We start from the raw sequence: 26,976 nt of genomic DNA, 5'->3' as shown, positions 1-26,976 counted from the left end.
TAATACTCTTATTAGTTGTTAGTAAAAGGGAGTGTATTTTCCTATGCGGATCGGCATCTTTACAGACAGCTATAAGCCTTATATCGGCGGTGTCGTTCGGTCCATTGAACTCTTTACCGAAGAACTGAGAAAGTTAGGTCATGAAGTTATCATATTCGCTCCTAAATACCCGGGTGTGCAAAAAGAAAAGGATGTCTTCCGGTTTCCGGCCATTCCCACCCCTACTTACAAAGGATTTTACCTGGGAATTCCCTTTTCCACAGGTTTAGAAAGATTTCTGGAGCAGCATCCACCGGATGTGATTCATGTGCAGTCCCCCTTTCTGCTGGGGAGATTGGGGGCAAGGGTGGCAAGGAAGCTGGGAGTTCCCCTGGTTTTCACCTATCATACCCTTTATGACCAGTATACCCATTACGTTCCCTTTGCCAGGGAGTTCAGTAAAGGTATCACCGCAAAGTGTGCGTGGATTTTTGCAATCGCTGTGACCTGGTAATTACACCCACTGAAATCATCAGCAATCACATCCGAAACATGGGAGTAAAAGCAAATGTTAAGTGGCTTCCCACCGGGATTCAACTGGATGAGTTTACCGGTCTTGACAGGTCCTGGCTTAGGAAAACCTACGGACTGGCGCCCGATGAAACCATCTTGCTTTTTGTCGGGCGGGCAGGTAAAGAAAAAACATTCCCTTTATCATAGAATGCTTTGCAGAAGTTCGTAAGCAGTATCCCAAGACCAAACTGGTACTGGTGGGGGAAGGCCCCGAATCGGAGAATCTGAAAAAATTTGCCGGAGATCTTGGGTTGACGGACCACGTAATTTTTGCCGGCAAACTATCCAGCGAGGATCTGGTAAAAGCCTATGGTGGAGCAGATTTATTTGTCTTCGGTTCTTTGACGGAGACACAGGGCATTGTCCTTGCCGAGGCCAAGGCGGCCGGCCTCCCGGTGGTGGCTGTAAATGCTTACGGGGTATCCAATATGGTGGTTGACGGGGACGACGGTTTTCTGGTCAACCCGGAACTCCGTTCCTTTGTGCAAAAGATCGTTCTTTTAATAGAGGATGATGAATTGAGAAAGCGCATGGGAGACAGGGCGTTAAAGAACGTTCAACAACTCTCTTCCCGTAATTGCACGGAAAAATTAGTCACCTATTATGAAAGTCTCCTGGACGGTGTTAACCGCCCGGGGTGGCAGGTCAAGGCGCAATAAAATATACGGCAGACCCAATTAGAAAACCCCTTATTGGGGTTTATTTTTGTTGACCGGATTTTCTTTTTTTAACTGTGTCAGCACCTTGATGATCTCATCCAATTGGTCCTCATACAGTTCAAAGGACATGGTCTGCCTGCCGGCGCTGTCCATATTGTCCCTGGTGGCAAGCTTCACCAGAACAGTTTCCATGGAGGGGTAATTTTGGCTGGCCGGTTTTACCACCCGCTGGGCAGCAAACTGCTCCAGTACATTGCCGATACAGGTCCGGTAAAAATTGAACCCGTTTTGGAGATTTGGCGTTATGATATGTTGTTTGACGGCATTTATTTTTTTCTGTAAAATGCCGTGGTTGGTTTTGCCCTCATCCTGGGCCTGTTTTAACATTTGATCTTCCTGATTATACAGCAGCTTTACAGTGATACCCATAACTTCCTCGGTTACTGATTGAACTCTGGCCGGGGAGTATTGGGCAAAGGCTTCCTGCACCTGGTCTGAAGCATCAAAGGAGATGGCGGTTTCTTTATAATTAAAGGAAAAGTTAACCAACCCCTGGATTAACAATTGCCCCAAAATCTTCGTAATATCAATGAATATTTCTGTATTCTTATGAATGACTTCCTGTTCCAAATGAACCACGTTGTTCTGTTCTGTCATAAAAAGGCCTCCTTGAATTTTCTCCATTGCTATTATTCCCTAGCAGAAGGTTAAATAAGAGTTGTCCTTCGTTTTTGAAGGAATTAAAATAATTTCGTGGAAAAAATAAGGGAGAACTGTATCATAAGTGAAGAGAGGGGTTACAACATGGCGATACCGATCATAAAAGCTTTAATTGATTGGGATTATGATTTTGAAAAGGAATTTGAAAAAAGGGAAAGGGGCTACACCTTTGTTATTGATGCCTGGGAATGTCCTAGACTGGCCCTGTATAAATTCACTCCCTTTGGCATTAAATGCGACCACACCCAGGAGCAACCCCCGGTGGAGATGCTGGAAAGAGCCGTTAAGGAGCAAAAAGAGTCCAGGGAACGTATGTACAAAATTAACCCGGAAATCCGGAAGTGGATCGAAAAAAACCTGCTGGCAGAATAGCGACGCAAATGTCAATGTTAAAAAATTGTCTTAAATAAAGAAAGGAAAAAGTACATCCATCATGAATATATAGAGTGTAACTGGTTAACCAAATTAGGAGGTGTTTGTCCTTGGTCAGAGCGATTTGCAGTTTGTTATCGGTTTTCTCTGTAAGTCCTGTGATTGAACTCGTTATTTTTACAGCCCTGGTTGGCATTGTGTTTTTAATTCAACTGGCTCTTTAAGGGAATCTCTTGTTCGTAGCCGGCCAATTCTTTGGCCGGTTTTTTGTTTTTCAAACCAAGGCAGCACAATAAGGGAGTTGGTATTATTTGGCTGACAATGGTATAATAAGTTATTGTAAAATACCCCGAAAGGATGACTGCAATTGAAGGAACGCTTGATGAACGACATGAAGGCAGCCATGAAAGCCAAAGACAAGTTAAAGGTGGATACCATCCGGATGGTCAACGCAGCCATTAAAAATGCTGAAATTAACGGTAAAAAGGAACTCTCAGAAGGAGAAGTCGTAGAAGTTATCACCAGGGAGATTAAAATGAGGCGGGATGCCTGGAGGAGTACAAAAAAGCAAACCGGCCGGAGGAACTGGCTAAACTGGAAGAGGAAATCAACATCCTGATGGAATATATGCCCGAACAGCTGTCCGAGCCTGAATTAAGGCAGGTCATACAGGAAACCATTACCCAGACAGGCGCCCAGAGGGCCAAAGATATGGGGAAAGTCATGGGCGCCTGATGCCAAAAGTAAAGGGCAAGGCGGACGGTAAACTGGTCAGCAGCTTGGTCAAGGAATTGCTGGGATAAGGAAAAGACCTCGTTACAGCATGGAGGGCTAAGACTTTGTGCAAGTCTTAGCCCTTTTGGTTACTGTTCTTGAATTAACTAACCGCCATCATGCTCTCCTGCAGCTTTTCTTTGACTTCTTCCCAAACCACAATCTCCGCTTTGGCAAAGCCATTGAACGTGGTGGCGGAGGCCGATGAGTAAGCGCCACAATTGGGAACCAGGATTAAATCGTCCACATTCAGGGGGACGGTTTTCCGGTCACGGGACACAATATCCAGCGAGTCGCAGCTGGGTCCGGCAAAGGTAGCCTCAATTTCAGGACCTTTTTTCGTTTTGGCGGTTTCCATTTCATATTCCCAGTGGTCAAAAAGAATCCCGGAAAAGGTACCATACAGGCCTTCATCAAGGAAGTACCATTGTTTGCCGTTTCTCACCTGGGTCCCAATGACCCGGGTCACTAAATTCATGGTTGTCCCGCTGATAAATCTGCCTGGCTCCGTCCAAATTTCGGTATCCGGGAAAAAGATGGCCAGTTGTTTCTGAATTCGTTCCGCCAGGGCTTTCACATCGACATTTAGATCACCGGTTGGAATGGGGAAGCCCCCGCCGATATCTAAAATGCGTAGCCGGATTCCCTCGTGGGCTGCCGCATCAAAGATGCGCCGTGATACGGACAGGGCGTAAAGATACGCTTCGGCACTGGTATTTTGGCTGCCTACGTGAAAGCAAAGGCCGGCGGCATCCAGGCCCCTTTCCCTGGCCCGGCGCAGCAGTCCAAGGGCTTCCCCGGCATCGGCCCCGAATTTTTTGTTTAAGTCAACCAGGGAGGCGTCATTATCGATTCTGATGCGCAGCAATACGGTGGCGCCGGGAATAACACCGGCAATTTTATCGATTTCACTTGCGCTGTCAAAGGTAAATTGCCGCACGCCCACCTGCCTGGCGGCTGCCAACCCCCTTGCGGTTTTTACCGGGTTGGCATAAACCATTCGTTCCGGGGCAATCCCCATTTCACTTAACGCATAAATCTCACCGTCGGATGCCACGTCGAAGGAGGAACCCAACGCTGCCAGTTTTTTGATAAGACTTGGTTCAGGGTTTGATTTCATGGCGTAAAAAACCTTTACTCCGGGAAGGTACTGTTGGAGAAACTTATAGTTATATTCCCCCTGGCTTAGTGACAAAACAAGAAATGGGGTAGTATAAAGTTCAGCAAGTTTTTCTACTGTGTTCCAAGATAATTTAAAGGGTTGTTTCACTGGACATTCCCCCGCAAACGTCTTATGTTTATACACACACACGAATTAAATTGTACCATAGATTCGCCAACATGCAACACAAATGGTTAAATATGCACCATAAATATAAAAAAATTTCACTTTTACAGTGAAGTTCCAATCAGGTTTTAAGGAAAGGAGTTTTGAATCGATGGCAGGGCAGGCGATGACTTTCAGCAGCAGACCAAGTATTCCCGTGATAAATTGGGGGAGGGAGATTGGATTGGACGGCACTGAGGAAAGTGTCATTTACCTATCGGTGGTAGGTAAGGTTTAACCGTTAAAAGGGGTTGCAAAACCGGATATTGAATATTATTCTATCCACAAGGGAAGATTAAACAGTTTCATCCTGAACTGTTACTCGGGGGGATGTTTGATGAAAGGGAGAATTGAAGTCACCCAGGGTGACATCACCCGGCTCCATGTGGACGCCATTGTGAATGCGGCCAACAACACGCTGCTGGGTGGCGGAGGGGTTGACGGGGCCATTCACCGGGCAGCCGGGCCGGCGTTGTTGGAAGAATGCCGAACATTGAATGGCTGTGCTACTGGCGAAGCAAAGATTACACGAGGTTATAACCTACCCGCAAAGTGGGTCATCCACACAGTGGGGCCCGTTTGGCGAGGCGGCGGCAACCGTGAAGACGAACTGTTGGCCAATTGTTATCGAAACTCACTGTCTCTGGCAGAGAAGTATGACATTAAAACCATCGCTTTCCCCGCCATCAGCACGGGTGTCTATCGTTTTCCCGTGGAACGGGCGGCAGAAATTGCCGTAAGAGAAATCAAAAATTTCCTGGAGAGAAATACCGTTATTGAAAAAGTCACCCTGGTTTGTTTTGGGGAAGCATCCTATCAAAAGCATTTGGCTGTTTTGGAAAAGTTCATAAATCAATAAAGCCAGGAGCTTGCAAAAGCTTCTGGCTTTAAATTTTAGTCCAGCACGTGAACCTTGCCGTTTTCTCTTTTCAGCCTGCCTTCTTTAATCAAACTGTTGGCAACGTCCACAAGTACACCCAAAAAAATTATATTATCCTCTAAACTAAATCTTACATATTTCTAAAAAATTACAAACAAATAATAGACTTTTTCATACATATCTTTCCACAAAATTTCACATAATGTCTCTTTAGTAAGTTCAGTTTTTTTATAGAATAGGGACGAGTCAACGGAGGGGTCAGTTTGCATCTTTCAAGGCCATTCTTCTTAAACAGGAGATTTTTTAAGCGGAGTCTCATACTGGGAGTAATTCTACTCATATTGATCCAGCAGCTTTTCATTATGCAGTCTTCCCGGGAACAAGCGGCCAATCAAAAGATCCCTCAGAAAAAGATGCACCAACTCGATCATCTATATATCATTTTTTTAAACGGTTTAGGATGCAAGTATAAGGGTGATTTGTCCGAGGGACTTGGTTTTCCCAAAATTAGAAAGTCTCTGGCCAAAGCAGGCTATTCCTATTTTGACCATCGTTTTCTCCTTTACAGCTATACCGGTGGGATCGTTGAAAAAGGTAAGTGGTATCCCAATAAATATTCAGCTGCAGACACAGGACAAGCCATTCCTTTAAGTGTCAACCGTTTGGAATTTTTAATTCACGAATTTTCCAAGGCCCACCCGGAGGCCAAATACATTCTGGTGGGTCATAGTTTGGGTGGGAGGATCGCGCTGGATTTTGTCTGCTCGGCGGAGCCCAAATCAGGCAAAAAATCAAGGGGGTTATAACTCTGAACTCCCCTTTACTTGGGGCGAGCGTCAAACTGCCGGAAAAAATTTTGGATGTTTTAGGTTCTGCAAATTGCCTTTATACCAGCCCGGCCATAAAACAATTGCTTTGGGAAGTCAACCACCAAAGAGAGATGGCTTCCCTGCGCCGGCGGGACATTTATAAGCTTCAAAGGGATGGCTTGAGGGTAGCGACCTTTTCTACCCATCAGGATTTAGTTGTTAGACCGTTTACCGGGTGTATAGTAGACGAAAAAGGCAGTCCTGTTACGGAAGGATTTATTGTAAATGTTAAAGCCAGTAACATTACCATAAGAGAACTCTTTGGACACATGAAAATATTGGAAAAGGAAGAGGTTATAAAATACGTTACAGCCCTTTGTTTAAAATAAAGCCAAAACACCTTTTTTGAGGCTCCAGACAAAAGCCTCAGAAATTTACTGTATACTTGTAACTAACTGGTTGGAAAAAGAATAAAATAATTTGAATAATCAGGTTAAGCAATTTTAAATGAAAGGGGAGTTTAGTATAAAACGGGAAGGAACCCCTATCGTAGGGTCACCGGTTGCCAGTAAAGGGCAGGCGCAGGCGCTACTAAAAGAGAAAGCACCCAACTGGCTCTATTTAGTTGATTTGTATTGGAGTATATCAGCCATTTATTCCATTCGACCGGATATCGCTCTGGCCCAAGCCTGTAAGGAAACCGGGTATTTTCGCTTTGCCGGCGCAGTAAAACCGGATATGAATAATTTCTGTGGCCTAAAAACCAGTAAGCCTTCCGGCGATAAAACGTCCGATCATGCGGCATTTCCGGACCCTCCAACAGGCGTTGAGGCGCATATACAGCATCTCTTTGCTTATGCTTCCACAGATCCTATCCCCGCCGGCAGGAAATTAGTCGATCCGCGCTTTGATATTGTCGCCAAAGTCGTAGGCCGGGGAGTCGTTAAATCAGTGGAGGAACTGGGGGGAAAATGGGCCTCTAATCCTAATTACGGCAAATCCATTGTAACGGATTATCTTAATAAAATGCTGGCCTATAAAATTGAGGAGAACATCAATTACAAGGCACTTTTTGAAGAAGAGAAAAGACGGAACCAGCAATTAAACCAGAGAATACAAAGTCTGGAGCAAATCTTGGCCGGTATTGCGGCACAAACCCAACCATTTTTAAAGAAAAACTAATAAGGCAATCACAAATTAAAAAAACTGCCCTGGGACTTTATCTTTATACCCGGGGCAGTGGATATTGATTATCAATGTGCGCGGAGCCAGATAAAGTTCGCCGAGTGTACGCAGACCAACGGCATACATGATCTGGTAATTAAAGTAAAATTGTTCGATCAATTCTTCGTCGGTATAATCCTTTTAAGTGCCTGATAAATTCCAGGGAAAGCAAGATGTTACAGGAAAGTTAGGACGACCATTACCTAAACAATAAAGAACCACAAACGGCTTCTCATCTATTTTGCAAAATACATGCTCATAGACATGTATTCTGCAGTTTCTGCAATGTTTTTGTATTCATAGTTGAGCAACTATTGAAAAGTTGCTCTTGTAAATGGTCTTTGTTTTCCCGGAACATCTGAGATCCCCCTAATATAGAATTATATCTTTCAATCGTCTAATTTCTTCTTATCTCTTTAATATAATTCGATATTCATGCCTTAAGTTCCTACTTTTGGGGGTTGGGTTTCCAAAAATTTCGGAGGTTTTTGCAGTAGAATCAATGATACTTTTATGACTATAAATTATATCATCTGCCTGTCCTCGTGAAAACATTGTTTTAATGACCATAAATAAAGGTTTATTGCTTTTAGGAGCAGGTATTTTCAAACATCCATAAAAATATAAAGAAAAACGGTATGACATTTTATTTAGACAAGAGGGTAAGGACATGGTAAAGGCATATATGCGACGGTTGTGAAAAATTAGTGTACGACTCCGAAGAGGTCAACTTGTTATTAAATTTAACCGTCTTGCTATCCGGTCTTTCGGAGGATAAAAGACCGAAGGTGATTGACTTTGAAAAATATAAGGTGTCCAAAAAGATTGAATAACATGTTTTCATTGATGCCTTTCTAAATTTTGGATAAAATAGGGTAGAGGGGTGATAAAAAATGATAGCAAAGGATATTATGAAAACGGAAGTAATTACAGTATCGGAAGATACAACCATCGAGGAAATCGCCCGGATTCTAACGGATCATAAAATTTCCGGCGTCCCCGTTGCAAACGGTGAGGGGAAATTGGTGGGGATCGTAACCGAGGGAGATCTTTTACGCAAAGAAGCAAATCCAAGGATACCTAAATATTTCGGCATTTTAGGGGCTATGATTTATTTCGAGGGCGTCGATCAGTATAAAGAAGATTTTATAAAGCTTGCCGCACTAAAAGCCTCTGAAATTATGACAAGCAATGTTATAACCGTATCCGAGGATACCGAAGTTAGAGCCATCGCTACGCTGATGGTTAAACATAACATCAAACGCATCCCTGTTGTGGAAAACGGTAAAGTCATTGGTATCGTCAGCAGGGCAGACATTGTCAAAACCCTTGTGGAGTAAGTAAATAAAGCACCGCCGGAGAACCGGTGGTGCTTTTGTGTTTATCAATAATTAAGTTTTGGGGTAAAAATTTTTCTTCCTAAATTCAGAGATAAATAAGACCATATAGAAATCTCTGCCAGAAAGCTTTATACTAGTTATGAATACAAGACCACTACAATAGTTAGGAAGTGGTTGTCATGACGATTATTGAAAGAATCTTCCACATAAAAGCACAAGACCCAATTCCCTATTGTCCCCGGGCGTTTTTACAGAAAATATATAACCTGGCTTACAGAAATCAAGGATTTATAATCGTTAAGCTCTCAGAATTGGAGCAGGACCTGGTTCATTATCATGCCGAGACGAGAAAAGGTAAAGTCATTTTAATTAAAAAAGCGGCAGTCAGCGAATTTCAACCGAAATAATGGGAACGGTGGAGAGTCTTAAAACAGAATTAACGATGATTATGCCGTTATAACTGCCTGGTATTATGTTCTTCACTAGAAAACTTTCTTGTGGTAAGGACGTATTAAGACTAAAAAGACCAGTTTATGGAAAGCATAATTTTATGAGACATAAGAAAGGAGCATTACCATGACAAGCTTTTCTGAGTTAGGAGTAAGCAAACCCGTAATCCAATCCCTTACAAACATGGGCTTCGAAGAAGCCACACCAATTCAAGAAAAAACCATTCCTGTTGCTCTAGACGGACGGGATTTGATTGGACAGGCCCACACCGGAACAGGAAAAACAGCAGCCTTTGGCATACCTATGATTGAGAGATTCACTAATGAATCGGAGTACATTCAGGGTCTGGTGATTACACCGACCAGGGAATTGGCCGTTCAAGTAGCCGAGGAGCTAAACAGAATCGGTCAGGTGAAAGGGATCCGCACCCTGCCGGTCTATGGCGGCCAGGATATTAACCGGCAAATTAGAGCCCTTAAGAAAAGGCCCCAGATCATTGTCGGCACCCCGGGGCGGTTGATGGATCACATGGAAAGAAAGACAATCCGCCTGCTGGGAATTAAAACGGTGGTTCTGGATGAGGCCGATGAAATGCTTAACATGGGGTTCATCGAAGATATTGAGGCAATTTTACAGCGGATTCCCGAAGAGCGCCAGAGCCTGCTTTTCTCCGCCACCATGCCCAAGCCCATCCAAGTACTGGCACAGCGTTTCTTAAAAAACCCTGTGTTTATCAGTATTAAAGCCAAGGAAGTCACGGTGCCCAGCATCGAGCAAAGTTACATCGAAGTTCAGGAGAAACAGAAGTTTGATGTCCTCTGCCGGCTTCTGGACAATCAATCACCGGATCTGGCCATTGTTTTCGGTCGCACCAAACGCCGGGTTGATGAACTTTACGAAGCATTAAACAAACGGGGGTACTCCGCGGAAGGCATTCACGGCGATCTTACCCAATCCAAGCGGGACAGTGTAATGCGGCAGTTTAAGGAAGGAACCATCGAGGTCCTGGTGGCCACCGATGTGGCGGCCAGGGGACTGGATATCAGCGGCGTGACGCATGTTTATAACTTTGACATCCCCCAGGATCCCGAAAGCTATGTCCACCGGATCGGACGAACCGGACGTGCCGGTAAAAAAGGGGAGGCCATCACTTTCGTTACCCCCAGGGAGATGAACCATTTACGAGTTATTGAAAACCTGACCAAACATAAGATCACCCGTCGACCCGTTCCTACCATCAAGGAAACCATTGAAGGGCAGCAACGCCTGACTATGGAAAAACTGTTAAGGGTGGTTGAAGAAGGAGACTTCCAACAATACCGGGGATTGGCGGAGGACCTGCTGGTGGAAACCGATTCGGTTACCCTGCTGGCTGCAGCTTTAAAGATGCTGACAAAGGAACCAAATCGAACCCCGATTGAATTGACGGAAGAAAGACCCCTGCGGTCGAAAAAAGTAAATGTTTTAAAACCTTACCACAAAGAAAAACATCGTCCAAGGGATACAAACAAGGGGAATGCAACCCGAGGTAACATACGGAGTAAACGTAAAACTTTAGTATAATACCCTGTTTAATAATACACCGGTTCATTTATAAAAATAGAGAGGGCTAAGTCCTGAATATGCGGTCTTAGTCCAGAAGCCAACCTGGCCAGACAAATTCCTCTAAGACCTGCTCCCCTGGCGAAGCTTTCTCAAAAAACGGGTCTGCCGGAAGAGGAATTGAACGGCAGGATCAGTGAAATGGCAAAAAGGGGCTTAGTATTTGACATCGAACACAGTGGCCAACGTTATGTAGCGCTGGCGCCCGTTGTGATAAGTTTTTTTGAATTTACCTTTATGCGCGCCCGGGATGATCTGCCCATGAAGGAACTGGCGCAGCTTTTCAAACAATACATGATGGAAGACGACAGATTTGCCCGTTCTGTTTTTGGCCGGTTAAGACAATCCTGGCCACAGAACCCATTCGTTCGGTATTCTTAAATGCACTACTCAAAGGCGTGAAAATAATCATGGATGCTTAGGTTGATATCAACAATTCAGAGTGTTGACACAGTTCGCTCAACAAAATATAATTAAACCCATAACAAGTGAATAATTATTATACTCTTATCCAGAGCGGTGGAGGGAAAGGCCCTATGAAACCCGGCAACCAGTCAGTTTTTAAACTGACCAGGTGCTAATTCCTTCAGGACGATTGTTCCTGGCAGATGAGAGGGCGTGAGTAAACACATCCCCTTCATCTGTGAAGGGGTTTTTCATTTTTATATGTAATGAAGGGGGATCTGAAATGACTCAAAAAAAATTGGGATTTGAAACCTTGGCGCTTCACGCGGGACACCGGCCGGACAGTGAAACACTTTCGAGGGCTGTGCCGATTTACCAAACCACATCTTATGTATTCCGGGACTCCGAACACGCGGCCAACCTGTTCAGCCTCAAAGAAGAGGGGCATATCTACACCCGCATTGATAACCCCACAACGGATGTTCTCGAAAAACGCCTGTCCGCCCTTGAGGGGGGCGTTGGCGCCCTGGCCCTGGCCTCTGGCCACGCCGCCATCACCACAGCCATTTTAAACATTGCCTCTGCCGGCGACAAAATTGTTTCCTCCACCAATCTCTACGGGGGCACGGTAAACCTGTTTACCCATACCTTTGCCAGGCTGGGGATAAAAGTAAATTTTGTCAACCCTGACGACCCGGAAAACTTCAGAAGGGCCGTTACGGATAAAACCAAAGCCATCTTTGCAGAGACCATCGGCAACCCCAGGTGTGATGTGCTGGACATCGAAGCCGTAAGCAAAATCGCCCGGGAAGCGGGCATCCCCCTGATCATTGACAGCACCTTCACAACTCCTTACTTATGTCGTCCCTTTGAATTCGGAGCGGACATTGTGGTACACTCAACCACCAAGTTTATCGGCGGTCACGGCACAAGCATAGGGGGTGTCATTATTGACTCCGGTAAATTTGACTGGACCCAGAATGATAAATATCCCGGCCTTACAAAACCAGACCCCAGCTACCACGGCATTACCTATGCCAAAGATATTGGCCTGGCAGCTTACATTGTCAAGGCCAGAGTTCAACTGTTAAGAGACCTGGGAGCCTGTCTTAGCCCCTTTAATGCCTTCTTATTGCTCCAGGGCATCGAAACCCTGGCATTGAGGATGGAGAGGCATGTAAGTAACGCGCAAAAAGTGGCGGAATTTTTAGAGGGACACCCCAACGTGAACTGGGTATCCTATCCCGGGTTAAAAGGGCACCCGTCCTATGAACTGGGGAAGAAATACCTCCCCAAAGGGGCAGGGGCCATCCTTACCTTCGGCATCAAGGGCGGATTAGAGGCCGGCAAAAGATTCATCGACAGTTTGAAGATTTTCTCCCACCTTGCCAACGTGGGGGACGCCAAGTCTCTGGTCATCCACCCTGCATCAACCACCCACAGCCAGCTGTCCGAAGAAGCGCTGCGCAAAGCAGGTGTATCACCCGACCTGGTGCGCCTGTCCATTGGTCTCGAAAGCATTGATGATTTATTGGCAGACCTTGACCAGGCCTTGAGAGCATAAAGAAACCGACGGAAAAGAAGGGGATGTTGACATGCCGATTAAGATACCGGATCACCTGCCTGCAACGGAAATCCTGACCAATGAAAACATCTTTGTCATGACCGAAACCCGGGCCGTCCACCAGGACATCCGGGCCTTAAGGATTGCCATACTGAACCTCATGCCAACCAAGATCACCACCGAAACCCAACTGCTCCGCCTGCTCGGGAATACTCCGCTGCAGGTGGAAGTGGAGCTACTGTATACCCGGACCCACGTTTCCAAAAACACCCCCGAGGAACACCTGGCCGTCTTTTATAAGACCTTTGAGGAAGTTAAGGAGCAAAAGTTTGACGGCCTTATTATTACGGGGCGCCGGTGGAGCATATGGAGTTCGACCAGGTGGACTATTGGGAAGAACTGCAGGAAATTATGGAATGGTCAAAGCACAATGTAACTTCAACTTTCCATATCTGCTGGGCAGCCCAGGCAGGGTTGTATTTTCATTTCGGCGTTCCCAAATATAAACTGCCTGAGAAGATGTTTGGCGTATTCAGTCACCGTGTCAATAAAAGAAACATAAAACTCCTGCGGGGTTTTGACGATGAATTTTATGTCCCTCATTCCCGCTACACCGAAATTAAAAGAGAAGATATTGAAGGGGTTCCCGAACTTGAAATTCTGTCGGAGTCGGAGGAGGCCGGCATCTATCTGGTAGCAACAAAAAACCGCCGGATGTTCTTTGTCACCGGTCATTCCGAGTATGACCCGTTAACCCTGAAGAGTGAATATGAGAGGGATCTTCATAAGGGTATTGAGATCGCCGTACCTAAAATTATTTTGCGGCAGATAACCCGCAAAACCCGCCTGTGGTTAGATGGCGGGGTCATGCCAACCTGTTGTTCTCCAACTGGCTAAACTATTATGTCTATCAAGAAACTCCCTATAACATAAGCGAGATCAAATAAGCACATGAATATCGGGTCATATAACCTAACCAAACTTTCAGGGGGTGGGGCAAATGCTCTACCCCCTGAATTCTAAGGTCGATCATCCCTCCATCCATACAATACCCCCCGTACGCCTGGGCACTTGTCCTGTTATTCTTTTTTATGGGGTCCTTTGTCAGCAACCCCGTGCAAAATGCTATTTCTCGGAGTATGGTTATTTTTTACTAGAGTCGATTTGCCCCCGGTAGGTACTACCCCAAATAGGAGTGGTAGACACACCCGGTGGGAAGCCCTAACGTATTGCTTTTGGATGAGCCGTCCTATGACCTGGACATTCAAACGTTAACCATTCTTGAAGATTACCTTGATGACTTCCCAAGTGCCCTGATCGTGGTTTCCCACGACCGCAACTTCCTGGACCGAGCGGCAGAAGAAATAGAGAAAAACAACAGTCGCTGGGGGAACTTTTCCTCGTTTACGAAAGATTCCTTTTTGACTTAAGAGTTTCCGCAAGATACAATAAACAAGGCAAAGGTAATATAATGCTTTAAAAGGAGAAGCAAAATGAGTGTATTAACAGTAGAAAATGTGACGCATGGGTTTGGCGGCAGGGCTATTTTAGAAGACGCATCCTTTCGGCTGTTAAAGGGAGAGCATGTAGGGTTGGTGGGGGCCAACGGAGAAGGTAAATCCACCTTTTTAAATATTATTACCGGCGAATTGACGCCGGATCAGGGAAAAGTAGAGTGGTCCAACCGGGTTACCGTGGGTTATTTGGACCAACACACCGTTCTAACCAAAGGGAAAACCATTCGAGAAGTTTTACGGGAAGCATTTCAAGGCATGTTTGACCTGGAAGCGGAAATGTTTCAAATTTACGATAAAATGGCCGAGGCATCCGAGGATGAAGTAACCCGCATGATGGAAGACGTGGGGGAGATCCAAAATATCTTAGAACATAACGGCTTTTATGCTATTGACGCTAAAATTGAAGAAATCGCCAATGGCCTTGGCCTGGCTGACATTGGCTTGAACAAGGATGTGGCTGATTTAAGCGGCGGCCAAAGAACCAAGGTGCTGTTGACCAAACTGCTGCTGCAGAATCCAACCATTTTAATTCTGGATGAGCCAACCAACTATTTAGATTTTGAGCACATTGAATGGATGAAAAAGCATCTTCAAAATTACGAAAATGCTTTTATCCTGGTTTCACATGATATTCCATTTTTAAACGACGTGGTCAATGTGATTTACCACGTGGAAAATACCATTCTGACCAGGTACACCGGGAATTACGAGCAATTCCTGCAGTTATATGAATTAAAAAGACGGCAGAACTTAAAGGCCTATGAAAAGCAGCAGAAGGAAGTGGAAAGACTGGAAGACTTCATTGCCCGCAATAAGGCCAGGATTTCTACCACCGGTCGTGCCAAAAGCCGCCAAAAACAGCTGGATAAAATGGAAATGTTGGAAAAACCCAAGGAAAAAATTAAACCCGTTTTTAAATTCAACGAAGCCAGAACACCCGGCAGAATTATCTTTGAGGCCGTGGATCTAGTTCTGGGTTATGATGAGCCTTAACAAAGCCTTTAAATGTAATGTTAGAAAGAAATCAAAAGGTAGCCATCCGGGGAGTCAACGGGCTGGGTAAATCTACCCTGTTAAAAACCCTTTTAGGCATTATTAAGCCTGTTTCCGGGGAAGTAAAGTTAGGGGAGAATATCCATGCCGGATATTTTGAACAGGAAAGCAGCCGCAATAACAGCAACACCGCCATGGAGGAGATCTGGAGCGAATATCCCGGTCTTAGCAATTACGAGGTGCGTCAGGCCCTGGCCAAATGCAGCTTAACCAATGAGCACATTACCAGTCAAATGATGGTATTGAGCGGTGGGGAGAATGCCAAAGTCAGGCTTTGTAAATTGATGCTGAAGGATGTCAATTGGTTAGTGCTGGACGAACCGACCAATCACCTGGATGTGGATGCCAAAGAGGAACTGAGAAGAGCATTGAAAGAATTTAAGGGCACAGTTGTCTTGGTGTCCCACGAACCGGAGTTTTATGAGGACTGGGTAACCGATATATGGAACGTAGAAGACTGGACCACCAAGATCGTTTAGGGATAGCCCAGTCAAGGCCGTAGCCCCTGTATTATAAGGGGTTGCGGCTTTTTTGTTATAAAAGAGAAAGTCCCGGCAATTGTATACCGGGATTTTCTATGCAGAAGTATAAATTCTATTTATCTTTGCCGGCATCGGGGAAGAACAGTGGTTCACCGTACTTATCAACGCCGAACTTACCGATAATTTCTTGGGTTTCCTTAGACACCATGAAGTCTACAAAAGCTTTGCCACCCTCGGCGTTTACTTTGTTAAACTTCTCAGGATTCACGTTCATTACGTGGTAGATGTTAAGTAAGGACTTGTCGCCCTGTTTAAGGATAGCCAGTTTAACTTTATCCTTTTGAGACAGGTAGGTGGCCCGGTCTGTCAGGGTGTAGCCCTGTTTTTCGGAAGCAATGTTCAGGGTTGCTCCCATGCCGCTACCGGATTCCTGGTACCACTTCTGGCCTTTGGGTTCTAACTTAGCTTCTTGCCACAGGCCAAGCTCCTTTTTATGGGTGCCGGAGTCATCCCCGCGGGATACAAAGATGATCCCTTTATCATAAATCTTCTTCATGGCTTCGGCTGTAGTTTTTGCATCCTTAATGCCGGCAGGATCGCTTTCCGGACCTACCAAAATAAAGTCGTTATGCATTACCAGGGAGTAGTTAATGCCAACGCCGCTGTCTACCAGGGGTTTTTCGGATTTCGGTGCATGTACCAGTAGTACATCTGCTTCACCTTTTTCACCCATCTTCAGGGCAGCACCGGTACCAACGGCAATTACCTTAAGTTTATAGCCAGTTTTCTTTTCAAATTCAGGTTGCAGTACGTCTAATAAGCCGCTGTCCTGGGTGCTGGTGGTGGTAGCCAGAATTACTTCCTTGTTGGCTGCAGGTTTAGCCTCTTCTTTTTTAGCCTCTTCCTTTGGTGTCTGCTGCTGGGTACAGCCGGCGAATACCAGCATGACCATTGTTAACAGCAGGGCAATGAGTGTTGTAGTCCTTTTTTTCATCTTAACGACCTCCGTGTATTATAATTTTTTGCCTTCCTCAGAGTTGGGGAAGAACAAAGGTTCACCGTATTTATCAACACCGAATTCTTTGATAATGGTTTGTCCTTCTTTTGTTTTCCCGGCCGGTTTTGTAGCGGTTTCCTTGGCCGGTTGGCTGCTGCACCCAGCTGCCAAAAAAGTAAATACTAGAGCTAATAATAGCAACACAGTGTTTGTTTTCATTCTTTTTCCCTCCTTAATATGGTTGTTGAATACACAGTACACTTAATAAAATAAAAAGCCGTGTACTGTGCGAAAAAGGCAGTACACGGCAATATAAACCGCTGTCGATTCCCTCCTTTCCGCACCGGGAGGCTTGTCCGTTTCCAAACAAACCCTATCGGCTTAAGGACCATGATAAAGAATTATTGTAGGTCCAGAAGCTCGGAGTTTAATAGTATTTGGTTTTGTAAATCCACATTTAAGTATCAGTATTCTACTAAAGTATAAAAGTTCCTTTTTCTTTTTCTCGAATTTGTTAATTTTTTTGAATTTTAGTATCAAGGGTGCTTTACTTTGGTGGTCTTATGTTTTATCACCAGGATAAGGCAGGTTGTACCGTAATAATGTCCATAGGTAGGTTCAGATGAGACGTACTCTTTCCCACTATACCCAATGTAATACATTTTAAGCGATAACTCCTTCTTAAACTATCATGCTATGTAAATACCATACTTATAAAATTGTATATTTTACTTCCTAGCCATTATTTCCTTTTCTATATTCACACTTTTTTATATCATTTGATCTGGGAAACTCCATGTTGAGAAAATGTCGAGAGATGCGCTGATACAATAAAATTGGTCAATTATATATAACTTCATAAACATTTTATACTATGAACAACTTGTAATGATATAATAGAGGGAACCGAAGGATTATTTTGTCAGAGAATCCTGCAAAAAGCATTAAAAATTACGTTATAACATATTTTCACGAGAGGGCTAGAACATGTTTAAGCCAAAAACACCTTACTTGTTAGGTTTTTTCTTGTGTTTAATCCTTCTGCCCGGGTGTTTTCCCAGTAATCATCACACCAAGACACCCCAGGAGTATGCTGAAAAGGACGGCATAAAGATGGTGGCCCGTACCGCGGGGCGTTATCTGGAGGTCTATTCAGAAAGTACCTGGCATCGCTTACCGGTTAAAGGGGTCAATATTGGAACGGCCCTGCCCGGACGCTGGTTTACGGAATTTCCGGCCAACAAGAGGATTTATCTTGAATGGTTTGAACAGATCGCGAATATGAATGCCAATACGATCCGTGTTTACACTTTGCTGGACCCGACTTTTTATGAGGCCCTCTACGAATTTAACATGAGACCCGGCGGACCAAGATTATGGTTGCTACAGGAAATCTGGCCGGATGAAGATGTCCCGGATGGTAATTTGTATCAAAATACTTACTTAGAGAATTACAGGCAGGAAATTGCAAGGGTCATCGATGCAATTCACGGTTGTGCGGATATACCGAGAGAGCGGGGAGGGCCTGGGGGACATACCGTGCAAATGTTTCTCCTTACCTGCTGGGCCTTATGGTGGGACGGGAGTTGCTTCCTGAGGAAGTACACAGCACAAATGAGGCCAATCCAGAAAAAAAAGAATATAACGGCAACTTTATAAGAGCCGGTAATGCCAGTGCCTCTGAGGTATGGCTGGCAGCAATGTGTGATTTTGCAGTAAGTTATTCAGTTGATAAGTATCGCTGGCAGATGCCGGTGGCCTTTGTCAGCTGGCCTACCCTTGACCCGCTGAAACATACAACGGCATATATGCAAGGGAAGAATCCCGATGATGCCGAAGAAATAAACCCGGCCCACCTGTTCCCCGGTCCAAAGTCACTGGGCGGGTTGTTTGGGGCCTATCACATTTATCCCAATTACCCGGATTTTATCTATCGAGATGCCAGGTATGCCGGGTATACCGATGAACAGGGGGTATTCCGTTACGGTGGGTATTTAAAGCATTTTATGGAAGTACACCCGCCTTACCCGGCGCTAGTGGCAGAGTTTGGCATGTCAACCTCCCTGAATACGGCTCACATGCACCCGGAAGGCTGCATCACGGCGGTGTCAGTGAAAAGCAACAGGGTGAAATGATTGCCCGGATGATGAAAACCATTATGAAAGAAGGATATGCCGGGGGGAGCATTTTCCAATGGGCTGACGAATGGGCCAAGAAAACCTGGATAACAGAGCCCTTTATGATACCCTATGAACGACATATCTACTGGCATAACGCTATGGACCCCGAACAAAATTACGGTATTCTGGCCTGTGAACCACCCTTTCATCCTTTGGGCAGTGAGTTTGATTTAGTCTGGCAGGCGGATCACAATGACCAAAATATTATTTCAGCTCTCTATGCAAAAGCGGATGCCGCCTATCTTTATCTGATGGTAGAACTAACCGGCCAAAGGGGGTTAGAGCTTTTCGCAAAAGAGAAAGAATTAGCGTTATCCATTGCCATTGATACCTTTGGCCGGCAGAATGGGAGTAACAGGTTACCGCTGCAAGGATTACCGGCATTGCCCAGCGGGGCGGAATTTTTACTGCAGATAAGTGGTTCCGGCGGAGCCCGCCTGCTGGCAAGACCGGATTATAACCGGTCTGTTCCTAAATTCATGTCAAACCCGGGGAAAGATCCATCATTTATACCTGTACGTCCCCTGGTTAACCGCCGGCAGGTGTCGCTGCAGGATGGCACAATCCATCCGGAAATCTATGCGGACGAAAGCAAACTTCATTACGGTAATTTTGATCCGGCCAGCACGGACTATGACTCACTGTCCCACTGGTTTGTTGATGATTCCGGACAAAGATTATATATACGACTTCCCTGGCTGCTTTTAAACGTGGGAGATCCCTCTTCTCACCTGGTTCTCTACGACCAACGGCCGGTTATCCCCCAAAAGGATAGGATTGAGAGAAATCAAATAGGTTTTAAAAAGACCGAGGGATTCCTGTTCTATGTTGCTGTAACAAACGACGGTAAATTACTGGATTACCAGCCCAGAGCAGGAGAGGATTTTAAGACAGGCATAAGTCCCTACTTGTGGCCCGGCTGGGATACACCGTCCTACCGGACCCGGTTAAAACAAGGTTATCAACAGGTGGCTGAAACTTTCGGTTCAATAAAATAAAATAAAAAAATAGAAATGAATAACCGGAGAGTGATGAACATGGTTAAATCATTTAACAAAACTTTGTTTGGTTATAAGCCCGGCGAGGTCCTCAATGAGATAGAAAAAATGGACAAAGAACACCAGCAAAAGGTCACTTCCCTTCAGGAGGAAATTGCAAAGCTAAAAAATGAACTGACAGAATCTCGGGAAAGGGTAGCGGCCTTAGAACAACAGTTGCAGGTATATATCGACCGCGAGCATGCCATAGCAGATGTTTTGATCACTGCTCAAAAAAATGCCTCCAGGATTGAAGAAGAGGCCAGGGAAACGGCTCAAAGGATGCTGGAAAAAGCTGAGGAAGAATTACAGAAAAAACAACAGGAACTGGAAAAGTTGCGCCAGAAGGCACAGCATTTCAGGCAAGAGTTTGGAGAAATCCTTGAAAAATACAAACAATCCTTAGATACGATGGAAGGCTTAACCGGTCAGGTTTTGTATTTACCGACCTTAGCTGTTAAGCAATAGCCGGGCAAAACCTTGGGGTGGTTCTTCCTAAAATGGGGGAGATCAAGATCGCTTGTCTTGAAAATAACGTTATAGAAATACTCAAACAAGAACTGCAAGCACTAATCAACCAGAAAAAGCAATCCGAGGATAAAATTACCATTCTGAAATGCCAACTGGCTGCCAGGGAAGCAGAAGTGATGACTGTAGAAAGAGCCCTGGCCGAAAGTAAGAAAATAGCGAGGGAAATTGAAGATCAAGCGCTACAACGGGCTGAATCAACGGTAGAAGAAACGAAAAAAATTGTCAGAGAAAAAGAAGCATTGATCAAGTCTGTTGAATCGGAAATAGCCCGGTTGGAAAAAGAGCTTGAACTTTATCATCATCTGGTTAACCAGTTGATTACCATTGGTAAGACAAACAACACCGGTGGTGACAGGAGTTCCCGAGAAAACTTACATTCCGTCAGCATTCAAGAGATTAAACCCTTTACAAACGGCTCACTCTACACCATTAAAATGGTTTGCTTTTTGAACGCGCGGCATTTTGTTTCATTTAGCGGAACTGCCGGGCCTGTACACGCCCACTCCTGGCAGGTGCAAATCAGCGCCCGGGTAAACTCAGACAACCCGGAGCTGGTAACCTTTACAAAAGTTATCGAGTCCATTAAAACCGTATTTGTTCCCTATGAAAATACCATCTTAAATGAAGTTTACCCCTTTAACATCATTCAGCCAACCACTGAAAACATGGCCCTTTATTTCTATAACCGTTTAGAAGACACCCTTGCAGACCTTGGCCTGAGTCTTAATACACTATCCGTCTGGGAGACACCCACCAGAGGCATTGAGGTGTCCAATCGCTATCAAGAGTTTGACCGTATTCTTCAAAATCCGGAACAGTATGAGGTGCCGTCAGAGTTTAAAAAAGAAGCCGCTGCCGGTGTAGAACCTGTGCCATCCGTACCAATACAAGATGAAAATAAGGAAAACGCTGTCGAGCATAATGACAGGGAAATTTCCACCGGCAATCCCAGCAAGTATGCCACCGGACACTGGGTGTTGGCTCTGGCTGTTATTAGTCTATTTGCCATTGTCGCTTACTATAACATCCTTTTCCCGCCGGCTGGTCAGCACTACCCGTGGGGGGCGGACACTTCGTTGCACCTCCGGCATGCAGAATATGTTTATAATGAATTTAGAAAGGGAAATTACTTTCCCCAGTTTTTCGAATATTCCTATACCTCCTTTGATCCCTTCATATACTGGGGGTCGCTGTCTTATTATTTACTGGCATTTTTCCGTGCAATTACGGGAGACTTCATTTTAGCAGGTAAGTATTTTATTTTTACGTGTTATCTGCTGGGGGGTTTTTCCTGTCTCATTTTTCAGCGGCGGCTGGGATTATGGCCCGCCACATTAGTCGGAATCATCTGGACAGTATGGATTACTAACCTCCACGTGGCCTTTGTCGATGGCAACCTGCCAAGGGTCATGGTTACCGCCCTGCTGCCGGTATTGCTTGAAATGTACCTCAGGGTACTGGAGAATAGGAAATCCATTTATGCCATTCCGATAACTGTTTTCCTTTTTCAACTGGTAAACCTGGGTCAGGTTTACACCGGTGTGGGATACTTCCTGTGCCTGTTCCTGTTCACCTTTTTCCTGTGGATTTTTCAAGGGTGCAGTTTTAAGGACTGCTTGCGGGGCATTCTTGTCCTGACAGCCGGTATTTTGGTATCTGCATGGTGGCTTTTACCTATTTTAAATAATCACATGGACACCGGGACATCCACTGCCGGCAGCGGGCTCATTCCAGCCACCATTGCCCTGGACCCATTTTATCGTTTTTCCGATCACGACAGTTTTTACTGGGGAATAAGTTTACTCTTTGTAATTCTGGCAAACTTCCTGACTTGGCGGTTAAAACTGTCCTGGGCCAGGAGTTTAACGATGTGCGGCATTGTCCTGATGGTGCTCACCTTTCCTTCCCTGGAGCCCATCTATCACCTGCTTCCTTTGAGTCAACTGACCTGGCCGCTCTGTTTTACCGATTTTGCTTCCCTTGGATTGCTGGTTTCGGGGGTTGCCTTCACCACACGCAACAAGCAGCACTGGTTATTACGTTTTAAACAGGCCCCTGCGGTACTGCTGGCAGGGATTTTCCTGGTTTTAATGACAGATTGCCTCTTTTCTTTGGGACTTCTGGCTAAGACAGAAAAAGACAGGCCTGGTTTGCCAAGTTCGGAATTACTACAGAATCCCACCGGCTGGCGTCATTCTTTGATTGATTTAAGAAAGGCAGATTCTAGTCCGTCTTTTTTACTTTCCTCGCATCCCGGTCATGGGCGAGGAACCGGTTGGGTCTGGCAGGGGAACTGGACGTCTAAACAGATTATCTTTTCAAACCATGGATTGGATCAACAGTATTACCCATTTTTGTTTCGCTCCGGCCTGTACCTGGGAATAACAGACATGGCGGTTGCAGACGCTGTGTTAACAAATCCGGAAGAATTTCGCAAAGCTGCAATGCTTGCAGGTTACCACCGGCGGGGAACAGATGGTTATTATAGCATCTTGAGCAATGATCACGGTCCCTATCTGGTTGAGAAGAGTTATAAATGCCTGGTGATTGGAAAGTATGCAGAAATCGTAGGGTTATTGTTTCCTGAAGTGGAGATGGGGGTGTCCCGTTATATAGATGACTATTCTCCCACTTTTTTAAGGAAGTATCCCACGATTTTGCTGGCAGGGGCCGAGTGGCAGGTGAAATCAAAGGCGGAAGAAACGGTCAGGAACTATGCGGCAGCAGGCGGTCAAGTATTGGTAGACCTGGCCGGGATGTCAAAGAATGTATTGTCCGGAACACCACAATTTTTAGGGGTTGCCGGTGAGCCGGTTTTGCTGGACAGTCGCCTGGAGATTTTCGGACAGGGAAAGAACCTTTCTGTACCCCTCTGGTCCGCAACAGCCACCCCAAATTCACCCGTCCCCGCAGGTTTGGATAAGGTAACGTTTTATGTACCGCTGGGATTGGATAACGTGGAACTGAAATTTATCTATCATGGTAATGAAGCTCCTGTTTACGGGTATAAGCTGGTGGACGGGAAAAAGATCGGCTTTTTGGGAGGCAATCTGATTCACCAGGCCTTTCTTACCGGGGACAAGGTTACTTTAGATCTGCTAAGGGAAATTTTAGGCCTTAGCTCCCAATATCATGCCTGGAACATCATTCCCCTCGCTGATTTTAAGGTGACTAAAAATGGTTATCAAATTCATTACCGTTCGGAGCGGAACCTGGGGGCCATTGTCCCGGTAGTAGCCCAGAATAACATGAAAGTAACCATTGATGGTGTTTTAACTCCCTATAGTAAATTTGAAAACCTTTTACAATTAGACCTACCTGCCGGCAGTCATGTCATTACCATAGAACGCTCATTAATACCCATCCAGTTATTGGGTATCGGTCTTTCTGCAGGTTCACTCCTCTTACTTATCTTTATCCTCTATCGTGTTAAGCGGGCGGGTGAAACTGCATGATAAAAACAAGTCCTATGTTCGGAACTTTACTGGTTGCTCTGCTCTTTTTGTTTTTTGCCTCTTCCTCCGGGGCTGAACAGAATATCAGGTTGGACGGAAAGTTTGAAGACTGGCGCGGCCGGACTGTTTTATCAGACAGGGAGGGTGATGGTTCGGCCGGGCTTGATTTGAAAAAGCTCTCCTGGGGAACTACAGAAAATGAAAAACAATTGTACTTTATGATTGAAAGACATCCTGTGACAGGTAAACCAACGGGTACTTTACAATTCCGGATGTTTTTTGATATCAACGCCAACGGAAGTTACAAGGACAGTATTGATAAATTTACCGAAATCACCTTTAACCCAGGAGAGAGTAGTGGGGAAGTTGATATTAGGTTATATTCAGTTACCGGTAAATTTTTATCCGACTACCGGGGTGAATGGGGGGACGGACTCAGGGAGGGAGGAACCAGATTCGAATTTGCCATTCCAATGGAGGATCTCAATGTTTACCCGTCTCAACCGGTAAATTTTTACTTAACGGGTATTGGGAGCGCCGGTGATCGCTTACCCGATTATGGCGATATCATGTGGACACCTTTTCCTGTTATGGTTAAGAACAAATTAAGTCTTACTGCTGTATCAATCTTTTGGATAGCGGTAACAGTATTTTTTTACAGACACCGTATTTGGCTTTTTTATTATATCTGGGGCGCTGTGGGTTTTACCTTCCTACTGGTTTCCTTTTTGCGCGGTTCTTTTGTGGAATACCAGTTGGAACACCAGGCTGCCGTAATCTTGCACCACTTGTTAAATTATGTTGATATCAGGACTGATGTTTTTGACCGTGCAGTGGGTACTCTTTTAATTATGACCGAGGTAGACAATAGCTGGACTGTCCTTAATGTTGACATCGAAAACTCAGGTCTCCTGGAAATGTGTATCTTACTGGGGTTGATTATATTCTACCCTCCTTACAAACCTACCAGAAAGGCGATATTCTCTCTGGTGGCTGTGGTCTGTGTTTACGCCATTAATCTCTTACGTCTTTTTATCGTTGTATTTTCTATTCACTGGTTTGGCCGCGATATTGCTTCTATTGCCCATTCAATTTTGGGCAGGCTGGTATTCTTTATCCTGATTGTTGCCCTGTACTGGGAGATTTTGACCAAACCATCATTAAAAATAGTCCGGGAGAACATCGAAAATGACGCAAGTATTACTGGAAAGGGCACTTGACTTTATGATCTTTTGGGGGATCTGGCTGTTAGTGCCCCTGGTTGCAGATGTTTCTGTGGCGGTGGGTTATTTTACAACCTTGCTCTTTTATGGTGAGGGAAAGCTGGGGAAAAAGGAACATTTAACGTATTACCCCTATGTCACCATTGTTGTTCCTGTATACAATTCCGCTGCGACCCTGGAAAAATGCCTGCTGTCCATCATCAATCAAACCTACCCTGTAGAATATATTCAGGTTATCTGTGTGGATAATGGCAGTAAAGATAACAGTTTTGAGGTGTTCCAGCAATTTCAATACAAATACCGGAACATGTCCCTTATGTGGACCTCGGTGGACCGGCCTAGTAAATCGATTGCCTTAAATGTTGGCATGTATTCCGGTCAGGGGACCTATTTAATCAATTTGGATTCCGATAGCTGGCTGGATAAAGATGCGGTCATGCATATTGTTCAAACATTTGAAAATGACACCGCACTGGTTGCGGCAACCGGAAGCATCCGGGTTGATAAGGAAGTTAAGGGAAACCCCCGGCTGATCGACATGATTAATTACTGTGAAATGATAGAGTACCTGGTGGCTTTCGATGTAGGCAGGCGTTACCAAACCATTACCAATACCCTTTTTACCTTATCCGGCGCCTTTTCTATATTCCGCCGGGAAACCATGCTACAATCCTTTTTATACCAAGAACGGACAGTTTCAGAAGATACCGATTTGACTTTTCATATCAGAAACATCACTAAATCTACCGGGAGGCGGATTGGCAGCGTGGATGCAATTGCCTATGTTGAGCCAATCGAATCATTAGCCCGGTTGTATTCCCAACGGGTCCGCTGGCAGCGGGGAGAAATTGAAGTGATTGCCATGTATAACAAGACGATTCCCGTAGCCTTTCGGGCAATGCGAGACTTTGTGGGGCGGATCCTGATCCTGGACCATACGCTGGCATTTTCAAGGTTGGTATGGACTTTCTTGATTCCCTTTTTATACTTTCTTGGTTACTCCCTGCCGTTGGTGTTGGTGGCAATGATCGGATTATTTGTTTGTTACCTGATACTTGAAATTTTGTATTTTGTCGTGTCTTACCACAGTGTGAAAGATTCTTACAGGGAAAAATTAAAAAAAATATGGTGGGTCATATTTTTCTTGCCCTTCTACCGCTATTTGGCTTACTGGTTCCGCCTGGCCGGCATTGTCCAGGGAGTGACTGAGCCAAAAAGCTGGCGAGTGGAAAATCCTGTCAAGCAAATAATTCAGGCACTGAAGAGTTATTGTACCCAAAGGAAATGATGTAACATTTATCAATAACTTTCTGCTATGGCAGGACTGCACAGAAATGAACGGTCAGTCCCGCTGGTAAACCAAAAACCGGGCTTAGCTTGCAGTTAACGATATTTGTCAAATTGTATTCATTGAATTGTTAAACAAAATAATCTATTATTCAGGAGTTATGCACTTGGTGGGAATAAATAGAAGTTCATAACCCCAAAGATTTTTTAAAAAAGATCCAGATAATTTACAAAAAGACTTGACATTTCGGAAAATACCCCATAATTGCTTTGGATGGTACTTTTTACCATCACTCTGGCGATATGGGTGATAAGAATGAAGGAACTATGTAAACCTACTTTCGAGAAAAAAGATCACGGTAAAGGTGCCGGTATACCGGTCCTCAAGTCAATCTGGGATTTGTTTGACCTGTCTCTGCTGTTTTCCCAGTCCGGAATACGCAAGCACTCCGGGACTCCGGGACTCCGGCCTGGCTTCTAGCTTTTGCCTACATTAGCGGCCTGGTTAATCATGCCCCATCCCTCTGCGAAGTGGT

25 protein-coding genes, 3 pseudogenes and 2 riboswitches are annotated in these 26,976 nt (G+C 44.9%); of the genes and pseudogenes, 24 read left to right on the top strand and 4 right to left on the bottom strand.

Annotation, left to right across the window (positions count from 1 at the left end; genetic code table 11):
• Window positions 1-43: 43 nt before the first annotated feature.
• The 3 genes from P378_RS23625 to P378_RS23615 are packed head-to-tail and all read left to right on the top strand — an operon-like array spanning window position 44 to window position 1,211.
• A complete protein-coding gene (locus tag P378_RS23625; protein WP_338013909.1) occupies window positions 44-493 on the top strand; it encodes a glycosyltransferase in 450 nt (149 codons plus the stop codon).
• Complete coding sequence (locus P378_RS23620) at window positions 463-699, top strand: hypothetical protein (protein ID WP_338013908.1); 237 nt, start codon at window positions 463-465, stop codon at window positions 697-699. Before P378_RS23625 ends, P378_RS23620 begins: the two co-directional genes overlap by 31 nt.
• Window positions 684-1,211 (top strand): glycosyltransferase, encoded by a 528-nt coding sequence (locus P378_RS23615; protein WP_338013910.1) that lies wholly within the window; start codon window positions 684-686, stop codon window positions 1,209-1,211. Before P378_RS23620 ends, P378_RS23615 begins: the two co-directional genes overlap by 16 nt.
• A gap of 30 nt (window positions 1,212-1,241) precedes the next feature.
• On the opposite strand, the gene P378_RS11915 is transcribed toward P378_RS23615, so the two are convergent.
• The gene (locus tag P378_RS11915) at window positions 1,242-1,868 is read right to left on the bottom strand and encodes a hypothetical protein (protein ID WP_099083405.1); all 627 of its coding nucleotides are present in this window, start codon (window positions 1,866-1,868) and stop codon (window positions 1,242-1,244) included.
• Between the two features lie 147 nt (window positions 1,869-2,015).
• Here P378_RS11915 and P378_RS11910 point away from each other — a divergent pair, with 147 nt between their 5' ends.
• Window positions 2,016-2,303, top strand: coding sequence for a DVU0772 family protein (locus tag P378_RS11910; protein ID WP_099083428.1), 288 nt, complete (start codon window positions 2,016-2,018; stop codon window positions 2,301-2,303).
• 382 nt (window positions 2,304-2,685) lie between these two features.
• Window positions 2,686-3,038: pseudogene (locus P378_RS11905) on the top strand (GatB/YqeY domain-containing protein).
• Window positions 3,039-3,180: 142 nt separating this feature from the next.
• Here P378_RS11905 and P378_RS11900 read toward each other — a convergent pair.
• Window positions 3,181-4,347, bottom strand: a complete 1,167-nt coding sequence (locus P378_RS11900; protein ID WP_099083404.1) for a type III PLP-dependent enzyme — start codon at window positions 4,345-4,347, stop codon at window positions 3,181-3,183.
• A 394-nt stretch (window positions 4,348-4,741) separates the two neighbouring features.
• Here P378_RS11900 and P378_RS11895 point away from each other — a divergent pair, with 394 nt between their 5' ends.
• From P378_RS11895 to P378_RS11840, 12 genes and pseudogenes are all read left to right on the top strand, one after another.
• The gene (locus tag P378_RS11895) at window positions 4,742-5,263 is read left to right on the top strand and encodes an O-acetyl-ADP-ribose deacetylase (protein ID WP_099083403.1); all 522 of its coding nucleotides are present in this window, start codon (window positions 4,742-4,744) and stop codon (window positions 5,261-5,263) included.
• A 362-nt stretch (window positions 5,264-5,625) separates the two neighbouring features.
• Window positions 5,626-6,090: an alpha/beta fold hydrolase gene (locus P378_RS11890; protein ID WP_099083402.1), complete on the top strand. Its 465-nt coding sequence runs from the start codon at window positions 5,626-5,628 to the stop codon at window positions 6,088-6,090.
• 50 nt (window positions 6,091-6,140) lie between these two features.
• Complete coding sequence (locus tag P378_RS11885) at window positions 6,141-6,482, top strand: hypothetical protein (RefSeq protein WP_099083401.1); 342 nt, start codon at window positions 6,141-6,143, stop codon at window positions 6,480-6,482.
• A gap of 118 nt (window positions 6,483-6,600) precedes the next feature.
• A complete protein-coding gene (locus P378_RS11880; RefSeq protein ID WP_099083400.1) occupies window positions 6,601-7,275 on the top strand; it encodes a glucosaminidase domain-containing protein in 675 nt (224 codons plus the stop codon).
• Window positions 7,276-8,210: 935 nt separating this feature from the next.
• The gene (locus P378_RS11875; protein ID WP_099083399.1) at window positions 8,211-8,657 is read left to right on the top strand and encodes a CBS domain-containing protein; all 447 of its coding nucleotides are present in this window, start codon (window positions 8,211-8,213) and stop codon (window positions 8,655-8,657) included.
• Window positions 8,658-8,836: 179 nt separating this feature from the next.
• Entirely contained in the window at window positions 8,837-9,064 is a 228-nt protein-coding gene (locus P378_RS11870) for a hypothetical protein (protein WP_238473167.1), read from the top strand.
• Between the two features lie 169 nt (window positions 9,065-9,233).
• The gene (cshA, locus tag P378_RS11865) at window positions 9,234-10,670 is read left to right on the top strand and encodes a degradosome RNA helicase CshA (protein WP_099083398.1); all 1,437 of its coding nucleotides are present in this window, start codon (window positions 9,234-9,236) and stop codon (window positions 10,668-10,670) included.
• Between the two features lie 180 nt (window positions 10,671-10,850).
• Window positions 10,851-11,090: a hypothetical protein gene (locus P378_RS19645; RefSeq protein ID WP_180261080.1), complete on the top strand. Its 240-nt coding sequence runs from the start codon at window positions 10,851-10,853 to the stop codon at window positions 11,088-11,090.
• Window positions 11,091-11,213: 123 nt separating this feature from the next.
• Window positions 11,214-11,324: riboswitch (SAM riboswitch) on the top strand.
• Between the two features lie 73 nt (window positions 11,325-11,397).
• A complete protein-coding gene (locus tag P378_RS11855) occupies window positions 11,398-12,678 on the top strand; it encodes a homocysteine synthase (RefSeq protein WP_099083397.1) in 1,281 nt (426 codons plus the stop codon).
• A 31-nt stretch (window positions 12,679-12,709) separates the two neighbouring features.
• A pseudogene (metA, locus tag P378_RS11850) lies at window positions 12,710-13,625 on the top strand (homoserine O-acetyltransferase MetA).
• 264 nt (window positions 13,626-13,889) lie between these two features.
• Window positions 13,890-14,108 carry a hypothetical protein gene (locus tag P378_RS11845; RefSeq protein ID WP_099083396.1) on the top strand — a complete coding sequence of 73 codons (219 nt, stop codon included), beginning with the start codon at window positions 13,890-13,892 and terminating at the stop codon, window positions 14,106-14,108.
• Window positions 14,109-14,171: 63 nt separating this feature from the next.
• Window positions 14,172-15,727, top strand: a pseudogene (locus P378_RS11840) (ABC-F family ATP-binding cassette domain-containing protein).
• A 115-nt stretch (window positions 15,728-15,842) separates the two neighbouring features.
• On the opposite strand, the gene P378_RS11835 reads toward P378_RS11840, so the two are convergent.
• The gene (locus P378_RS11835; protein WP_099083395.1) at window positions 15,843-16,724 is read right to left on the bottom strand and encodes an ABC transporter substrate-binding protein; all 882 of its coding nucleotides are present in this window, start codon (window positions 16,722-16,724) and stop codon (window positions 15,843-15,845) included.
• A gap of 18 nt (window positions 16,725-16,742) precedes the next feature.
• Window positions 16,743-16,946, bottom strand: a complete 204-nt coding sequence (locus tag P378_RS21780) for a hypothetical protein (RefSeq protein WP_238473166.1) — start codon at window positions 16,944-16,946, stop codon at window positions 16,743-16,745.
• Between the two features lie 96 nt (window positions 16,947-17,042).
• Window positions 17,043-17,165: riboswitch (molybdenum cofactor riboswitch) on the bottom strand.
• A 549-nt stretch (window positions 17,166-17,714) separates the two neighbouring features.
• On the opposite strand from P378_RS21780, the gene P378_RS11825 reads away from it, so the two are divergent.
• From P378_RS11825 to P378_RS11795, 7 genes are read left to right on the top strand one after another with little or no spacing between them, the layout of a single operon-like run.
• Window positions 17,715-18,386 (top strand): hypothetical protein, encoded by a 672-nt coding sequence (locus P378_RS11825; protein ID WP_099083394.1) that lies wholly within the window; start codon window positions 17,715-17,717, stop codon window positions 18,384-18,386.
• Window positions 18,314-18,862, top strand: a complete 549-nt coding sequence (locus tag P378_RS11820) for a hypothetical protein (RefSeq protein WP_099083393.1) — start codon at window positions 18,314-18,316, stop codon at window positions 18,860-18,862. Before P378_RS11825 ends, P378_RS11820 begins: the two co-directional genes overlap by 73 nt.
• Window positions 18,863-18,870: 8 nt before the next feature.
• Entirely contained in the window at window positions 18,871-19,905 is a 1,035-nt protein-coding gene (locus P378_RS11815) for a hypothetical protein (RefSeq protein ID WP_143338476.1), read from the top strand.
• 39 nt (window positions 19,906-19,944) lie between these two features.
• Window positions 19,945-20,412 (top strand): DivIVA domain-containing protein, encoded by a 468-nt coding sequence (locus P378_RS11810; RefSeq protein ID WP_180261079.1) that lies wholly within the window; start codon window positions 19,945-19,947, stop codon window positions 20,410-20,412.
• A gap of 32 nt (window positions 20,413-20,444) precedes the next feature.
• Entirely contained in the window at window positions 20,445-23,930 is a 3,486-nt protein-coding gene (locus P378_RS11805; RefSeq protein ID WP_099083390.1) for a 6-pyruvoyl-tetrahydropterin synthase-related protein, read from the top strand.
• On the top strand, window positions 23,927-25,150 hold the full coding sequence (locus P378_RS11800) for an archaeosortase/exosortase family protein (protein ID WP_099083389.1): 1,224 nt from the start codon (window positions 23,927-23,929) through the stop codon (window positions 25,148-25,150). Before P378_RS11805 ends, P378_RS11800 begins: the two co-directional genes overlap by 4 nt.
• Window positions 25,119-26,441 carry a TIGR03111 family XrtG-associated glycosyltransferase gene (locus tag P378_RS11795; RefSeq protein WP_099083388.1) on the top strand — a complete coding sequence of 441 codons (1,323 nt, stop codon included), beginning with the start codon at window positions 25,119-25,121 and terminating at the stop codon, window positions 26,439-26,441. Before P378_RS11800 ends, P378_RS11795 begins: the two co-directional genes overlap by 32 nt.
• Window positions 26,442-26,976: the final 535 nt, after the last annotated feature.

This window comes from Desulforamulus profundi (assembly GCF_002607855.1).
The sequence above is the reverse complement of the archived record's forward strand: the minus strand, read 5'-3'. Positions and strand labels throughout refer to the sequence as shown.

What these genes read in the sequence shown, in the direction of transcription:
- P378_RS19645 (WP_180261080.1), top strand. Translation starts at nt 10,851, where the DNA reads ATGGCAAAAAGGGGCTTAGTATTTGACATCGAACACAGTGGCCAACGT.
- P378_RS11825 (WP_099083394.1), top strand. Translation starts at nt 17,715, where the DNA reads ATGTTTAAGCCAAAAACACCTTACTTGTTAGGTTTTTTCTTGTGTTTA.
- P378_RS11835 (WP_099083395.1), bottom strand. Translation starts at nt 16,724, where the DNA reads ATGAAAAAAAGGACTACAACACTCATTGCCCTGCTGTTAACAATGGTC.
- P378_RS11910 (WP_099083428.1), top strand. Translation starts at nt 2,016, where the DNA reads ATGGCGATACCGATCATAAAAGCTTTAATTGATTGGGATTATGATTTT.
- P378_RS11875 (WP_099083399.1), top strand. Translation starts at nt 8,211, where the DNA reads ATGATAGCAAAGGATATTATGAAAACGGAAGTAATTACAGTATCGGAA.
- cshA (WP_099083398.1), top strand. Translation starts at nt 9,234, where the DNA reads ATGACAAGCTTTTCTGAGTTAGGAGTAAGCAAACCCGTAATCCAATCC.
- P378_RS11795 (WP_099083388.1), top strand. Translation starts at nt 25,119, where the DNA reads ATGACGCAAGTATTACTGGAAAGGGCACTTGACTTTATGATCTTTTGG.
- P378_RS21780 (WP_238473166.1), bottom strand. Translation starts at nt 16,946, where the DNA reads ATGAAAACAAACACTGTGTTGCTATTATTAGCTCTAGTATTTACTTTT.
- P378_RS11800 (WP_099083389.1), top strand. Translation starts at nt 23,927, where the DNA reads ATGATAAAAACAAGTCCTATGTTCGGAACTTTACTGGTTGCTCTGCTC.
- P378_RS11805 (WP_099083390.1), top strand. Translation starts at nt 20,445, where the DNA reads ATGGGGGAGATCAAGATCGCTTGTCTTGAAAATAACGTTATAGAAATA.
- P378_RS11880 (WP_099083400.1), top strand. Translation starts at nt 6,601, where the DNA reads ATGAAAGGGGAGTTTAGTATAAAACGGGAAGGAACCCCTATCGTAGGG.
- P378_RS11815 (WP_143338476.1), top strand. Translation starts at nt 18,871, where the DNA reads ATGATGAAAACCATTATGAAAGAAGGATATGCCGGGGGGAGCATTTTC.
- P378_RS11895 (WP_099083403.1), top strand. Translation starts at nt 4,742, where the DNA reads ATGAAAGGGAGAATTGAAGTCACCCAGGGTGACATCACCCGGCTCCAT.
- P378_RS23625 (WP_338013909.1), top strand. Translation starts at nt 44, where the DNA reads ATGCGGATCGGCATCTTTACAGACAGCTATAAGCCTTATATCGGCGGT.
- P378_RS11855 (WP_099083397.1), top strand. Translation starts at nt 11,398, where the DNA reads ATGACTCAAAAAAAATTGGGATTTGAAACCTTGGCGCTTCACGCGGGA.
- P378_RS11915 (WP_099083405.1), bottom strand. Translation starts at nt 1,868, where the DNA reads ATGACAGAACAGAACAACGTGGTTCATTTGGAACAGGAAGTCATTCAT.
- P378_RS11810 (WP_180261079.1), top strand. Translation starts at nt 19,945, where the DNA reads ATGGTTAAATCATTTAACAAAACTTTGTTTGGTTATAAGCCCGGCGAG.
- P378_RS11870 (WP_238473167.1), top strand. Translation starts at nt 8,837, where the DNA reads ATGACGATTATTGAAAGAATCTTCCACATAAAAGCACAAGACCCAATT.